Annotated in this window: 12 protein-coding genes; all 12 read left to right on the top strand. The window is 47.3% G+C overall.

Annotation, left to right across the window (positions count from 1 at the left end):
* The first annotated feature begins 104 nt into the window (after nt 1–104).
* On the top strand, nt 105–896 hold the full coding sequence (locus AC4OGX_RS05960) for a CFI-box-CTERM domain-containing protein (protein ID WP_493329089.1): 792 nt from the start codon (nt 105–107) through the stop codon (nt 894–896).
* Nucleotides 897–906: 10 nt separating this feature from the next.
* Nucleotides 907–2181: an O-acetylhomoserine aminocarboxypropyltransferase/cysteine synthase family protein gene (locus AC4OGX_RS05955; RefSeq protein ID WP_493329088.1), complete on the top strand. Its 1275-nt coding sequence runs from the start codon at nt 907–909 to the stop codon at nt 2179–2181.
* A gap of 243 nt (nt 2182–2424) precedes the next feature.
* A complete protein-coding gene (locus AC4OGX_RS05950; protein WP_493329170.1) occupies nt 2425–3159 on the top strand; it encodes a ClpP family protease in 735 nt (244 codons plus the stop codon).
* A 278-nt stretch (nt 3160–3437) separates the two neighbouring features.
* Nucleotides 3438–5903, top strand: coding sequence for an FtsK/SpoIIIE family DNA translocase (locus tag AC4OGX_RS05945; RefSeq protein WP_493329087.1), 2466 nt, complete (start codon nt 3438–3440; stop codon nt 5901–5903).
* Between the two features lie 24 nt (nt 5904–5927).
* Nucleotides 5928–7598: a formate--tetrahydrofolate ligase gene (locus AC4OGX_RS05940; protein WP_493329086.1), complete on the top strand. Its 1671-nt coding sequence runs from the start codon at nt 5928–5930 to the stop codon at nt 7596–7598.
* Between the two features lie 11 nt (nt 7599–7609).
* Nucleotides 7610–8464, top strand: coding sequence for a bifunctional methylenetetrahydrofolate dehydrogenase/methenyltetrahydrofolate cyclohydrolase FolD (folD, locus tag AC4OGX_RS05935; protein ID WP_493329085.1), 855 nt, complete (start codon nt 7610–7612; stop codon nt 8462–8464).
* Nucleotides 8461–9882: a chitobiase/beta-hexosaminidase C-terminal domain-containing protein gene (locus AC4OGX_RS05930; protein WP_493329084.1), complete on the top strand. Its 1422-nt coding sequence runs from the start codon at nt 8461–8463 to the stop codon at nt 9880–9882. Before folD ends, AC4OGX_RS05930 begins: the two co-directional genes overlap by 4 nt.
* Nucleotides 9883–10051: 169 nt before the next feature.
* Complete coding sequence (locus AC4OGX_RS05925) at nt 10052–11233, top strand: iron-containing alcohol dehydrogenase (RefSeq protein WP_493329083.1); 1182 nt, start codon at nt 10052–10054, stop codon at nt 11231–11233.
* 315 nt (nt 11234–11548) lie between these two features.
* Nucleotides 11549–12439, top strand: a complete 891-nt coding sequence (locus tag AC4OGX_RS05920; protein ID WP_493329082.1) for a sulfide/dihydroorotate dehydrogenase-like FAD/NAD-binding protein — start codon at nt 11549–11551, stop codon at nt 12437–12439.
* Nucleotides 12439–13827, top strand: a complete 1389-nt coding sequence (gltA, locus tag AC4OGX_RS05915; protein WP_493329081.1) for an NADPH-dependent glutamate synthase — start codon at nt 12439–12441, stop codon at nt 13825–13827. The genes AC4OGX_RS05920 and gltA overlap by 1 nt, the downstream gene beginning before the upstream one ends.
* Nucleotides 13828–13922: 95 nt before the next feature.
* Nucleotides 13923–14342 (top strand): C-GCAxxG-C-C family protein, encoded by a 420-nt coding sequence (locus AC4OGX_RS05910; protein ID WP_493329080.1) that lies wholly within the window; start codon nt 13923–13925, stop codon nt 14340–14342.
* Between the two features lie 47 nt (nt 14343–14389).
* Nucleotides 14390–14869, top strand: a complete 480-nt coding sequence (gene rlmH, locus AC4OGX_RS05905) for a 23S rRNA (pseudouridine(1915)-N(3))-methyltransferase RlmH (RefSeq protein WP_493329078.1) — start codon at nt 14390–14392, stop codon at nt 14867–14869.
* Nucleotides 14870–14988: the final 119 nt, after the last annotated feature.

The raw sequence follows: 14988 nt of genomic DNA, 5'->3' as shown, positions 1-14988 counted from the left end.
CTTTTCTTTTTTACAAGGCATACAGACAGGCTTGAATAAAAGTCATCCTGTAAAATATCTTGCCTGCCTTACAGGGATATGGTACAATATTTGGTGATATAAAAATGAATTCTAATGTATTTACGTTAAGAGGAGATAAAATGAACCATGAAAACCTAAGGGCAGATATGATTTCCCTGTTTGGGGAGACTGCCGATTATGCGAAGAAGTTTCATAAGAGCACTTATGAAGCAGATATGGATACCCTGCTGAACCGGCATGGTGCACTGCTGGGGAGGATCCGGGAGGCTTTCGAGGAATCTGACGAATCTTTGGATAAGACTGCTTCCTACATCCCGGAATATGTGGAAGAGCTGCTTAATGCAGTGCCATCAAAGAGAAAAAGGGACATCGTATGTCTGGATCATAATATGAATATGGTGTCCTATTTTGTCCCGCTGATGGGAGAGATCACAAGTGTGAAGACAAAGGAGTTTACGGACCGGATGATCACACTCTGGAATCAGAAGATGCCGGGGAACAAGATCGGCCATTCCAGCCGGGAGCAGATCCAGGGCGGGTTTAAGAAGGGACTGTGCTATATCACCACGGCTGTCTGCAAGAGCCTTGACAAGCCGGATGACTGTTATGAGCTGTCTCTGCTGCGTACTTACCGCGATCAGTATATGCTGGGATCCAGGGAAGGGAAAGAGACGGTGGAGGAATATTATAATATTGCACCAACGATCGTGAAACGCATTGACCGTCAGGAGGATGCAGCCCAGATCTATGTAGGCATATGGGAGGAGTATTTAAGCCCGTGCGTCAGAATGATCGAGGAAGGCAGAAGGAAAGAGTGTCAGGAGCTTTACAGTGATATGGTACACAAGCTGGAAAAGAAATATTTATATTCATAGGAGGAAGAAAATGAGCAGCTATAAGATGGAAACAAAATGTATACAGTCCGGTTATGAACCGGGCAACGGGGAACCGAGAGTTCTTCCTATTTATCAGAGTACGACCTTTCGATATACAAGCAGCGAACAGATGGGAAGACTGTTTGACTTAGAAGAGTCCGGGTATTTTTATACCAGACTGCAGAACCCGACCAATGATGCGGTTGCGGCTAAGATCTGTGATCTGGAAGGCGGGGCAGCTGCAATGCTGACTTCATCCGGACAAGCTGCCAATTTTTATGCCATTATGAATATCGTGCAGGCAGGCGATCACATTGTCTGTGCATCTGCTCTTTACGGTGGTACATATAATCTCTATGCCCATACGATCAAAAAGATGGGAGTGGAAGCAACCTTTGTTGATCCTGACTGCACAGCAGAAGAGCTGGATGCTGCTTTTCAGGACAATACAAAAGCAGTATTCGGGGAGACGATCGCTAATCCGGCTCTTGTTGTCCTTGACATTGAGAAGTTTGCGAAGGCAGCACATGCGCATGGCGTTCCGTTTATTGTGGACAATACCTTTGCTACACCGATCAACTGCCGTCCGATCGAATGGGGCGCTGATATCGTGACCCATTCCACAACAAAATATATGGATGGACATGCAGCCTGTGTGGGCGGTGCCATCGTGGACAGTGGTAATTTCGACTGGGATGCCTATGCGGATAAATTCCCGGGGCTGACAACACCGGATGAGACTTATCACGGGATCGTTTATACGCAGAAGTTCGGGAAGGGCGCTTATATTACGAAGGCAACCGCACAGCTGATGAGAGATCTCGGCTCCATTCAGGCACCGCAGAATGCATTTCTTCTGAATATCGGCCTGGAGACACTGCACCTTCGTGTGCCGCGCCACTGCGAGAATGCCCTTGCCGTTGCGAAGTATCTTAAGAACCATGAAAAGGTGGCATGGGTCTCCTGTCCTTCACTGCCGGGAGACAAGTACTATGATCTGGCGCAGAAATATATGCCGAACGGAACATGCGGCGTGATCACATTCGGCCTGAAAGGCGGAAGAGAAGCAGCCGTGGAAATGATGGATAAACTGAAAATGGTTGCGATCGTGACTCATGTTGCGGATGCAAGAAGCTGTGTCCTTCATCCGGCAAGCCACACACACCGCCAGATGAACGAACAGGAGCTGATGGAGGCAGGCGTGCAGCCGGATCTGATCAGATTCAGTGTTGGAATTGAAAATGTGGAAGATATTATCGCAGATGTAGAGCAGGCACTGCTTTAAATGAGATGGTATGGATGTATACAATTTACATCCATACCTTTTTTAATGAAAATAACTGAAAAAATCCTGCATTTTGTATAATTCTTACGTTCTTTCAGATACTAAGTAAAGCGGCGGATGTTTCTGTGAATGAAGGGACATCTGACCATACTTAAACTGCCGTCAAATGGACAGTAGAAATCAATACAGACAGGAGTGTACAAGAACATGCAGAATGAGCAGGAAAAAGAAAACAGCCAGGAGATGAACAGCGGAAGTCCTGAAAAGGAGGAGCAGATCCAGAAGAATCAGGCAGGGGAGAATGAAGAAATAAAAGAGACCGGAACACTCCGCCTCGGGAAAGAGAGCGGACGGCATAACATCCAGTTAATGACGATCATCGGAGAGATTGAAGGCCATGAAGCTGTATCGGGGAATACAAAGGCGACAAAATATGAGCATCTGATCCCCCGTCTGGCAGAGGCAGAGGATAATGATGAGGTGGAGGGAATCCTGATCCTGCTTAACACACTGGGCGGTGATGTGGAAGCCGGACTGGCCATCGCGGAAATGATCGCATCTTTAAGCAAGCCGACCGTTTCGCTTGTGCTTGGAGGCAGCCATTCCATCGGAGGGCCTCTGGCAGTATCTGCGGATTATTCCTTCATCGTTCCAAGCGGTACGATGATCGTGCATCCTGTACGTTCCAGCGGAATGTTTATCGGCGTGGCCCAGAGCCTGCGTAATATGGAAAAGACCCAGGATCGGATCACGAAGTTTATTTCAACCCATTCCAGGATCACGCAGGAGAGACTGGAGGAGCTGATGCTGGATTCCACCCAGCTTGTAAAGGATGTGGGGACAATGCTGGAGGGAGAAGATGCCGTGAGAGAAGGAATCATCGATGAGGTAGGCGGAATCAGCCAGGCACTGCGTAAGCTGCATGATATGATCGAGGGGAATCTGGGGAGAGATTCATTAGAACTGCCGCCTTTATAGAATCCGCTTTATAGAATCTTAGCAGTTAGGGCTTGAAAAATTCTGCCTTAACTGCTAAAGTAAATTTTTAGGCGAAACGTCCCGGAGGTTAAAACACCTTCAGGCCAAACACCTGCATGAAAAAGTATTCAAAGAACAATTTGGGGCAGGAAAATTCTTTCAGGGATCTACCTGGATAAGAGGCAGAGTGAAAAAGCCAGACAAAATTTCATAATGACAGGCTTTTGAAAAAATGATATACTAGATATAGTATGTTTAAAAGCCAAGGGGGAAGTATTATGGCTGCAAAGTCGACAAAAAAGAGAAAAAGCACAAGAAGCAAGCCAAAGAAAACACAGGGGAATGCCGCTTTAAGAGATGAGATTTTAATCCTCTCTCTGCTGGCAGTCTGTATCTTGTTAGTCATCAGCAACTTTGGTTTTGGCGGAATCGCGGGGGAGGCTGTTTCGTCAGTTATGTTTGGATTATTTGGATTCATGGCATATTTTCTGCCATTTATCCTGTTTGGGGCAGCTGCCTTTACAATCTCGAATAAAGGCAATGCACATGCGTACATAAAAGTGAGCGCAGCGGTGGTCATGCTGCTGATGCTTACGGCATTCCTGGAATTGGTGATGAATTCCTACGATGCCAGGGCAGGCTTTCTTACCTATTACCGGCTCGCCAGCGAGCATAAGAATGCCGGCGGCCTTCTGGGCGGCTGTATCGTCAAGCTGTTATGCCCGCTGATCGGTGTCGCGGGGACCTACGTGGTGCTCGTCATCCTGCTGATCATCTGTACTATACTAATCACGGAGAAGTCACTGCTGACTCCGCTGAGCCATAAGAGCAAGAAAGCGTATGAGGACGCAAGGAGGCACAAAGAGATTTCTGCGACCAGGCGGATGGAGCGCCAGCAGGAACGTAAAAACGAGAAAAAGGCAGAGAAGGAAAAGAGACAGGACAAGAAGGTTTCAGGAGTTTCCTTTGCCACAACTCTGACGGGGCAGGCGGCTTTAAGGAAATCACCGGATATCAAGGAGCTGACTCCCACAGAGGAGCTGGGCAGTACGGCACCGATGCCGTCCCCGTTTGAGGATCTGGTGATCAACCGGCCGGAGCCGATAGCTGAGGTGACAGAGCCGGTGGAGGAGATCATTCCGGAAGAACCGGTGAGGACTGAGACAGCGGAGCCTGCCAGAAAGCGTAAGACACAGGAAAGTGCGCAGATCGTGGCAGCCGAGGCCGATCAGGTGGAGGCAACGATCAAAGCGCAGGAAGAAAAGCCGCAGAAGATATACCGTACACCTCCCATGTCACTTTTAAATCGTGGGAAGAAGGCAGGAGGGGACTCGGATGCCCATTTAAGGGCAACCGCCTTAAAGCTGGAGCAGACCCTGCAGAATTTTGGCGTGAAGGTCCATGTGACCAATGCAAGCTGCGGTCCTTCTGTTACCAGATATGAGATCCAGCCGGAGCAGGGGGTCAAGGTCAGTAAGATCGTGGGCCTTGCAGACGACATCAAGCTGAATCTCGCGGTGACAGACTTAAGGATCGAGGCGCCGATCCCGGGAAAAGCAGCAGTAGGGATCGAAGTGCCGAATAATGAGAATACGGCAGTCATGCTGCGCGACTTGCTGGAATCCAGTGAGTTCAAGAACAGCAGATCGGGGATTCCTTTCGCAGTAGGAAAGGATATCGCAGGCAAGACGGTAGTTGCGGACATCGCGAAGATGCCTCACCTTCTTGTTGCCGGGGCTACAGGCTCTGGTAAGTCTGTCTGCATCAACACGCTGATCATGAGCATCATTTATAAGGCAAACCCGGACGATGTCAAGCTGATCATGGTCGACCCAAAGGTAGTGGAGCTGAGTGTATACAATGGAATACCACATCTTTTGATCCCGGTCGTGACCGATCCGAAAAAAGCTGCCGGCGCCCTGAACTGGGCTGTAGCCGAGATGGAGAAGCGGTACAAGCTTTTTGCAGATTATAATGTCAGGGATCTAAAAGGGTTTAATGAGAAGATAGAGCAATTGGAGCCGGGAGACGGTGTCCCGAAGAAGATGCCGAAGATCGTGATCATCGTGGACGAGCTGGCAGACCTGATGATGGTGGCACCAGGAGAAGTAGAGGGTGCGATCTGCCGTCTGGCCCAGCTTGCAAGGGCTGCGGGGCTTCACCTGATCCTGGCGACCCAGCGTCCGTCTGTCAATGTTATTACCGGACTGATCAAGGCAAATATGCCTTCCAGGATCGCGTTTTCTGTTTCATCCGGTGTGGATTCGCGTACGATCATCGATATGAACGGGGCGGAGAAGCTTTTAGGCAAGGGAGATATGCTGTTCTATCCGACCGGATATCCAAAGCCGGTCAGGGTACAGGGCTCCTTTGTTTCAGATAAAGAGGTACAGAAGGTCGTAGACTATCTGATCGAACATAATGGCAATGCTTCCTACAGTGAAGAGATAGAGGAGCATGTCAACGCCAACACAGGAGCGGGCCAGGGAATGCCGGGTGCGGCTTTGGAGAGCGGCAGTGAAAGAGATACTTATTTCGTGGAGGCCGGGAAGCTGATCATCGATAAGGATAAGGCATCCATCGGTATGCTGCAGCGGATGTTCAAGATTGGATTCAACCGGGCTGCCCGCATTATGGACCAGCTGGCGGAGGCCGGTGTTGTAGGAGAAGAAGAGGGCACGAAGCCAAGAAAGATCCTGATGTCGCCCGAAGAGTTTGAGCAGTACATAGAAGAAAATATATAATTTTTAATTACAGGAGGTAGACAAATGAAAACAGATATCCAGATCGCACAGGAAGCAGAAATGCTGCACATTAAGGATGTAGCAGCAAGGATTGGGATCGAGGAGGACGACCTCGAGTTTTATGGAAAGTATAAAGCAAAATTATCCGAAGAATTATGGGATAAGATCAAAGATAAAGAGGATGGAAAGCTTGTCCTTGTTACGGCGATCAATCCGACACCGGCGGGAGAAGGCAAGACAACTACAACTGTAGGACTGGGACAGGCAATGGCAAAGCTAGATAAAAAGGCTTTGATCGCCCTGCGAGAGCCATCCTTAGGCCCCTGCTTCGGTATCAAGGGAGGAGCAGCAGGGGGAGGATATGCCCAGGTCGTGCCGATGGAGGATCTGAACCTGCATTTTACAGGAGATTTCCACGCGATCACTTCTGCCAACAATCTGCTTGCAGCAATGCTTGACAACCATATCCAGCAGGGCAATGCTCTTCGCATCGATCCCCGCCAGGTTGTCTGGAAGCGCTGTCTGGATATGAATGACAGAGTCCTGCGCAACATCGTGGTAGGACTGGGAAATAAAATGGACGGTATGGTCAGAGAGGATCATTTTGTAATCACGGTTGCTTCCGAGATCATGGCGATTCTCTGTCTGGCTGACGATCTTGCGGACTTAAAACGCCGTCTTGGCAGAATTATCGTTGCCTACAACTTTGACGGGGATCCTGTGACAGCAGACGATCTTCAGGCAACAGGTGCAATGACGGCTCTCTTAAAGGATGCCGTGAAACCGAATATCATACAGACATTAGAGCACACGCCGGCATTGGTACACGGCGGGCCGTTCGCGAATATTGCCCATGGCTGTAACAGCGTTCGTGCAACAAAGATGGCATTAAAGATCAGCGATATTACGATTACAGAAGCCGGCTTCGGTGCAGATCTAGGTGCAGAGAAATTCTTAGATATCAAATGCCGTAAGGCAGGCCTGAAACCAGATGCTGTAGTTTTAGTTGCAACTGTGCGTGCTTTGAAGTATAATGGTGGAGTTGCAAAAAGCGACTTGGGAGAAGAAAACCTGGAAGCACTTGCAAAAGGAATCGTAAATCTGGAAAAGCATATTGAAAATATACAAAAATATGATGTGCCGGTAATCGTCACATTGAATTCTTTTGTAACAGATACAGACGCAGAGAATGAATACATCCGCCGTTTCTGTGAGGAACGCGGATGCGAATTCGCCCTTTCAGAGGTTTGGGAGAAAGGTGGAGAGGGCGGTATCGAGCTGGCGAAAAAGGTGCTCGATACCTTAGAGAATAAGGAAAGCCATTTCCACCCATTATATGAGGATGGACTGTCATTAAAAGAGAAGATTGAAAAGATCTCAAAAGAGATCTACGGAGCACGCGGTGTTGTATATGAGCCGGCTGCTGAGAAGCAGCTTGCCAAGATCGAGGCAATGGGATTTAGTTCCTTCCCTGTGTGCATGGCAAAGAATCAATATTCTCTGTCTGACGATGCCAAGAAGCTTGGCCGTCCTGAGGATTTTGACATTCATATCCGTGAGGTTTATGTCAGTGCGGGAGCTGGCTTTGTTGTCGCCCTCACTGGCGCTGTTATGACTATGCCGGGTCTGCCTAAAGCACCGGCAGCTAATAATATTGATGTTGCAGAAGACGGTAAGATTATCGGCCTGTTTTAAAGGAGAATTAGATGGCACAGATTATTGATGGAAAGCTCATTTCAAAACAGATAAAAGACGAATTGAAGGAAGAAGTTCAGTCCATGAAGGCGGAAGGCACCAATATCTGTCTGGCTGTAATACAGGTCGGAGAGGATCCGGCGTCTACTGTTTATGTAAAAAATAAGAAGAAGGCATGCGCCTATACAGGCATTGAGTCCAGGGCATACGAACTCCCTGAGTCCACGACGGAGGCAGAATTGATCTCTCTTGTGAAGCGGCTCAATTTGGATGACGAAGTGAACGGGATCTTAGTCCAGCTGCCGCTGCCTTCTCATATGGATGAGGATAAGATCATCCGCACGATCTCACCGGACAAGGATGTAGATGGATTCCATCCGGTCAGTGTCGGAAGGCTCTGGATCGGGGAGGAGGGCTTTGTGTCCTGTACCCCGGCCGGGATCATACAGCTTTTAAAGCGCTCCGGGATTGAGATCAGCGGAAAAGAGTGCGTTGTGATCGGACGAAGCAACATTGTCGGAAAACCGATGGCAGCACTTTTACTAAGGGAGAATGGGACAGTCACTGTAGCCCATTCCCGGACTAAGAACTTAAAAGAAGTTGCAAAGCGTGCAGATATATTAATCGTTGCGATCGGAAAGAGAGAGTTCATCGATTCCGAATACGTGAAGGACGGGGCAGTTGTTATTGATGTGGGGATGCACAGAGATGAGAACAATAAGCTTTGCGGGGATGTTGATTTTAACGATGTATCAGGGACCGTCTCTGCAATCACACCAGTGCCCGGCGGAGTGGGACCGATGACGATCGCAATGTTAATGAACAATTGTGTGGCAGCTGCGCGCAGGCAGGAGGAATTAAGATGAGATGTACACATTGTGGTGCCATAATTCCGGACGATATGCTGCGGTGTCCGGAATGCGGTATGGAAGTTCAGATTGTACCAGATTATAATCCTCTGGAAGATGTCCTTGCACAGGAAGTGAAAGGTTCTGTTGAAGACGCCACAAGACAGATCAGAACGGACGATATCAGAAGATACCGCCGTGACGGGTCAAGGGAGTATAGTAATTCTACGAGAGTATTAAGCCAGGGAGAGCTGGATGAGATAAGGGCAAGAAGAAGTGCAGCCATGAGGCAGAGCCGCCAGGCCGGGAGACATACGGCTGGTTCCATGCGCCAGACCGGAAGGGGAGCGACCGGATCCATGCGCCAGGGTTCCAGAAACACGACCGGTTCCATCCGTCAGGAGAGGACGAATACAGGCTCCATGCAAAGACAGGCTACATCAACGATATATCCACGAAGCGAGGCGGAGGAAAAACGCCGCCAGCAGATTGCGCGTAAAAAGCGTCTGGCAAAGAAACGCCGTCAGAGAGCACTGATCATCGTCCTGATCCTGATCATACTGGCTGGTGTATTTGGTTTTGTATACTATCAGAATTCTTACGAGGGCCAGATACGGAAAGGGAATGAGGCACTCCAGTCAAGTGACTATTCTCTTGCAGAGAAATATTATAATAAGGCAATTGCTAAAAATAGTAAAAAAGCAGAAGCATACACCGGATTATCTAAAGCCTACATTCAGCAGGATGACCTGGAAGGGGCAGAGGCAGTATTTACTGCAGCGATCGCTTCCCAGCCGTCCAATGTAGAGCTTTATAAGGCTGCGATACAATTTTATGTGGATACAAAGCAGCTGATCAAGATCTCTGAGCTGCTGGCAGACTGCGAATATGATGAGGTACTTGAAGGTGTTAAGGATTATGTTTCCAGGGAGCCCCAATTCAGCCTGGAGGAGGGTACTTACGAAGAGGTTCAGCAGGTAACACTGGACTCAGATGGGGGAACCATCTATTATACAGATGATGGTTCTGAGCCGGATACATCCAGTAAGCAGTATACCGAACCGATCCTGTTAAAGGAAGAGGGCAAACACGTCATTAAGGCGATCACTGTGAATAAAAAGAAGGTGCCAAGCCTGACTGCATCCCGAACTTTTGTGATCCAGCTTCCGATCGCGGACGCACCGTCTGTGACTCCGTCGACGGGACAGTATGAGGCTGCGTGCCAGATTACGATCACTGTGCCTGAGGGGTATACGGCTTATTACACAACAGATAATACAGACCCTTCGGATCCGGCTGTGACACCGAATGAGTATACCGGTCCGATCGATATGCCGGAAGGACAGACGATGTTTTCTGCTGTCCTGCGCAACAATAATTCCGGAAAGTATACTCAGGTGACAAAAAGGAACTATTTGCTGGAGATTTCCCATTAGAATAAAAGGATAAAAAATACCGCTGTGTTAAAAAATAGACAAAAACACAGCGGTATTTTTGTGCAAAAATTAACGGAAATTTTACCTGCTAACGGTTGCGTTAAAAGTTTAACGGTGTTATAATGAACACGTTAAAAAAATAACATACTGATTAAAGGAGATGCAGCAAATGAGCAGATTTACATTACCAAGAGACATTTATCACGGAAAAGGATGTTTGGAAGAACTGAAAAATCTGAAAGGAAAGAAAGCAATCCTTGTAGTAGGCGGCGGTTCCATGAAGCGTCAGGGATTCCTTGACAAAGCAGTCGGATACCTGAAAGAAGCCGGAATGGAAGTTCAGTTATTTGAAGGCGTTGAGCCGGACCCATCCGTAGAGACCGTTATGAAAGGTGCAGAAGCTATGCGTGCTTTCGAGCCGGACTGGATCGTAGCAATGGGCGGCGGTTCACCAATAGATGCAGCAAAAGCAATGTGGGCATTCTACGAATATCCGGATGTGACATTCGAAGATTTATGTATCCCATTTAACTTCCCTGAACTGAGACAGAAAGCAAAATTTGCAGCGATTCCGTCAACATCAGGAACAGCTACAGAAGTAACAGCATTCTCAGTTATCACGAACTACCAGACAGGTGTGAAGTATCCTCTGGCTGACTTCAACATCACACCAGATGTTGCTATCGTTGATTCTGAGTTAGTAGAGCAGCTTCCTGCAAAACAGGTCGCTTACACAGGAATGGATGCATTGACACATGCGATCGAAGCATATGTATCCACACTGAATTGTGCGTTCACAGATCCTCTGGCTATCCAGGCAATCGAGATGGTATTTGATTATCTGCCGGCTTCTTACAGAGGCAATCAGGGTGCAAGAGAGCAGATGCATACAGCACAGTGTCTGGCAGGTATGGCATTCTCCAACGCACTGCTTGGTATTGTACACTCCATGGCTCACAAGACAGGAGCAGCTTTCTCTACAGGTCATATCACACACGGATGTGCAAACGCTATGTACCTTCCATATGTGATCAAATACAACGCAAAGGATCCTGTAGCTGCAAAACGTTACGCTGAGATCGCACGCAGAGTCGGACTTCCGGGAGCATCTGAGAAGGCCCTGATCAACAGTCTGTGTGAGAAGATCGACGATTTCAATGTACAGCTTAGTATTCCGAAGACATTGAAAGAATTCGGCATTAACGAGGACGAATTCAAAGAGAAGATCGCAAAGATTTCCGAACTGGCTGTCGGAGACGCATGTACAGGCTCCAACCCAAGAAGCATCACACCTGCTGAGATGGAAAGACTGTTTAACTGCATCTACTACGGAACAGAAGTAGACTTCTAAATATCAGTAAAAGAATACATATCCGGAAGAGAACGGTAGTATAAGGATTAGAACGGGGACTGGCCTGACATAAGCTGGTCCCCTGTTTTCTGTAAAAATGTAAATGCAAAACAGAGTTGGTTCCATTTTTATAAAGAATACTTGCCATTCCTTTATTTATGTCGTATTATAAGAAAAGAGTGATTTTTTATCCAAAAGGATAAGAAAGTCCGCCGGACGGAATGTACACTGCGGCATATGGGGTAAATGCTGCAAAGTGGCCGCCGCAGGCGAGAGTTTCACAGTGAAACTCTATTTTATATAAGGAGGAAGAAGATGTACAAGATATTGAAAGCAGAGAAGCTGGCTGATAAGATCTATCTGATGGACGTACACGCACCGCGTGTTGCCAGCCATTGCCAGCCGGGTCAGTTTGTGATCGTGAAGATGGATGATAAGGGCGAGAGGATCCCTCTTACGATCTGTGATTATGACAGAGAAGCAGGAACGATCACGATCGTATTCCAGGAAGTGGGAGCTTCCACAGTGAAGATGGCAGATTTAAAAGAAGGGGACAGCTTCCGTGATTTCGTAGGACCTTTGGGATGCCCGTCAGAGTTTATCCACGAAGACCTGGAAGACCTCAAAAAGAAGAAAATGTTATTTGTTGCCGGCGGTGTAGGTGCTGCTCCGGTATATCCCCAGGTGAAATGGCTGCATGAGCACGGCATTGACGCTGACGTGATCGTTGGTTCCAAGACAAAAGATATGCTGATCCTGGAAAAAGAATTGGAAGCCGTTGCAGGTAATTTATATGTAACAACAGATGATGGCTCCTACGGACGTTCAGGTATGGTTACGGCAGTGATCGAGGATCTGGTTCAGAACGAAGGAAAGAAGTATGATGTATGCGTTGCCATCGGACCGATGATCATGATGAAGTTTGTATGTCTGCTTACAAAGAAGCTGGAGCTTCCGACCATCGTCAGCATGAACCCGATCATGGTAGACGGAACTGGAATGTGCGGTGCATGCCGTCTTCAGGTAGGCGATGAGATTAAATTTGCATGTGTTGACGGACCAGAGTTTGACGGACATTTAGTAGATTTTGATCAGGCAATGAAGAGAAGCCAGATGTATAAGACAGAAGAAGGCCGTGCAATGCTGAAATTACAAGAAGGAGACACTCATCATGGTGGCTGCGGAAACTGTGGAGGTGACAACTAATGGCTGATGTATTAAAAAAAGTGCCTGTAAGAGAGCAGGATCCAAAAGTGCGTGCAACAAATTTCGAGGAAGTTTGTCTCGGATATAACCAGGAAGAGGCAATGGAAGAAGCACAGAGATGCATAGGCTGTAAGAATGCAAAGTGTATCGAAGGATGTCCGGTTGCGATTGATATCCCTGGATTTATCAAAGAAGTAAAAGAAGGCAAGATCGAAGAAGCTTATAAAGTGATCGGTAAAGCTTCTGCTCTTCCGGCTATCTGCGGACGTGTGTGCCCACAGGAGTCTCAGTGTGAAGGCAGATGTATCCGCGGAATCAAAGGCGAGCCGGTTTCTATCGGTAAGCTGGAGAGATTTGTTGCAGATTATGCCCTGGAGCATGATATTAAACCGGAATGCCCAGAGACGACCAACGGACACAAGGTGGCAGTCATCGGTTCCGGCCCGTCCGGACTGACATGTGCCGGAGACCTTGCAAAGATGGGATATGATGTGACCGTATTTGAAGCTCTTCATGAGCTGGGCGGCGTATTGGTATATGGAATCCCTGAATTCCGTCTTCCAAAGCAGAAGGTCGTTGCAAAAGAGATTGAAAAAGTAAAAGAATTAGGTGTGAAGTTTGAGCCAAACGTAGTCATCGGCAAGTCCACAACCATTGACCAGCTGATCGAGGAAGAAGGATTTGAGGCTGTATTTATCGGTTCCGGTGCAGGTCTTCCGATGTTCATGGGAATCCCGGGAGAGAATGCAAACGGTGTATTTTCAGCAAATGAATACCTGACAAGAAGCAACCTGATGAAGGCTTTTGATGACAATTATGATACACCGATCGTTGCAGGTAAGAAGGTTGCAGTAGTCGGCGGCGGCAACGTGGCGATGGATGCTGCGAGAACGGCCTTAAGACTTGGTGCAGAAGTACATATCGTATACAGAAGAAGTGAAGCAGAGCTTCCGGCCAGAGTAGAAGAAGTACATCATGCAAAAGAAGAAGGGGTCATCTTTGATCTGCTCACAAATCCGAAGGAGATCCTTGTGGATGAGAATGGGTATGTAAAAGGAATGAAAGTGATCAAGATGGAACTCGGTGAGCCAGATGCATCTGGAAGAAGACGTCCGGTTGAGATCCCGGGATCTGAGTACGAGATCGAGCTTGATACCGTAGTTATGTCACTTGGTACTTCTCCGAACCCATTGATCTCCTCTACAACAAAAGGACTGGAAGTCAACAGAAGAAAATGTATCGTTGCTGAGGAAGAGAACGGACAGACATCAAAAGAAGGCGTATATGCCGGAGGAGATGCCGTTACAGGTGCAGCAACCGTTATTCTTGCCATGGGTGCAGGAAAAGCAGGTGCAAAGGGTATTGACGAATATCTGAAAAACAAATAAAATAATAAAGTAAAATGAATCATACTTCTCCATAGCTGCAGTACATAAAAGATCGTGCTGCGGTTATGGAGAAATTACTTTATCAGGAGGAAATCATGACGAAAAAAGAACTTGCTTTAGAATACCATAAAAAAGGATATAACTGCGCTCAGGCTGTAGCCTGCGTTTTCTGCGAAGATTTTGGAATTGCAGAAGAAGAGATGTTCAGAATTGCAGAAGGATTTGGATTTGGAATGGGAATGATGGAGGTATGTGGTGCCCTGTCAGGTCTGTTCATGGTAATCGGACTGCAGAACAGTGTGGGTGATCTGGAAAAAGGGAAGTCTACAAAGGCAGACACCTATAAAAAGGTAAAGGCATGTGCCGCAGAGTTTAAAGAAAAGAATAAGTCAATTCTCTGCCGTGAATTAAAGGGGATCGGCTCAGACAGGCCGCTTTGCAGCTGTGACCAGTGTATCATGGATGCGGTAGAGCTGGCGGAAGAATATTTGAGGGAGAACCCGGTCAGAAAGTAGGGTAAGCCGTCAAAAAATGAAAATCTGCAGAGAAAAAGGATGAAAGAATGAAGATTACAGTCCTGACTGTTGGGAAAATAAAAGAAAAGTATTTAAAAGATGCGATCGCAGAATACAGTAAGAGGTTAAGCAAATACTGTAAGCTGGAGATGATCGAGGTGGCGGATGAGAAGACACCTGACCAGGCAAGTGAAGCCGTAGAGGAACAGATCCGCGATAAAGAGGGCGAGCGCCTGCTAAAGAATATCAAAGAAGGTGCCTTTGTAATTACATTGGAGATTAGAGGAAAACAGCTGACTTCTGAGGAGCTGGCTGATAAGATAGAAAAACTGGGAGTGAGCGGGGTCAGCCATATTGTATTTGTGATCGGCGGCTCGATTGGTCTTGGCCGGGCTGTTATGGAGAGGTCTGATTATGCACTGAGTTTTTCAAAGATGACATTTCCACATCAACTGATGAGAGTGATATTACTGGAACAGATCTACCGGAGTTACCGGATTATTCAGGGAGATCCATATCACAAGTAAATGAGGTTTTTAACCCGTTATCATGTATTGGGAGGATGTGACTATTTTTTGACTCCATTGTCACCTGATCTATTTTCAATAAAAGGTACCGAAAATCTTGGAAATAAATTCAAAATAAG

It is taken from the genome of Faecalicatena sp. (genome assembly GCF_058819085.1).
Note: the sequence above shows the minus strand (reverse complement) of the source record. Positions and strands in the feature narration are given on the sequence as shown.

What these genes read in the sequence shown, in the direction of transcription:
- AC4OGX_RS05960 (WP_493329089.1), top strand. Translation starts at nt 105, where the DNA reads ATGAATTCTAATGTATTTACGTTAAGAGGAGATAAAATGAACCATGAA.
- AC4OGX_RS05955 (WP_493329088.1), top strand. Translation starts at nt 907, where the DNA reads ATGAGCAGCTATAAGATGGAAACAAAATGTATACAGTCCGGTTATGAA.
- AC4OGX_RS05950 (WP_493329170.1), top strand. Translation starts at nt 2,425, where the DNA reads ATGAACAGCGGAAGTCCTGAAAAGGAGGAGCAGATCCAGAAGAATCAG.
- AC4OGX_RS05945 (WP_493329087.1), top strand. Translation starts at nt 3,438, where the DNA reads ATGGCTGCAAAGTCGACAAAAAAGAGAAAAAGCACAAGAAGCAAGCCA.
- AC4OGX_RS05940 (WP_493329086.1), top strand. Translation starts at nt 5,928, where the DNA reads ATGAAAACAGATATCCAGATCGCACAGGAAGCAGAAATGCTGCACATT.
- folD (WP_493329085.1), top strand. Translation starts at nt 7,610, where the DNA reads ATGGCACAGATTATTGATGGAAAGCTCATTTCAAAACAGATAAAAGAC.
- AC4OGX_RS05930 (WP_493329084.1), top strand. Translation starts at nt 8,461, where the DNA reads ATGAGATGTACACATTGTGGTGCCATAATTCCGGACGATATGCTGCGG.
- AC4OGX_RS05925 (WP_493329083.1), top strand. Translation starts at nt 10,052, where the DNA reads ATGAGCAGATTTACATTACCAAGAGACATTTATCACGGAAAAGGATGT.
- AC4OGX_RS05920 (WP_493329082.1), top strand. Translation starts at nt 11,549, where the DNA reads ATGTACAAGATATTGAAAGCAGAGAAGCTGGCTGATAAGATCTATCTG.
- gltA (WP_493329081.1), top strand. Translation starts at nt 12,439, where the DNA reads ATGGCTGATGTATTAAAAAAAGTGCCTGTAAGAGAGCAGGATCCAAAA.
- AC4OGX_RS05910 (WP_493329080.1), top strand. Translation starts at nt 13,923, where the DNA reads ATGACGAAAAAAGAACTTGCTTTAGAATACCATAAAAAAGGATATAAC.
- rlmH (WP_493329078.1), top strand. Translation starts at nt 14,390, where the DNA reads ATGAAGATTACAGTCCTGACTGTTGGGAAAATAAAAGAAAAGTATTTA.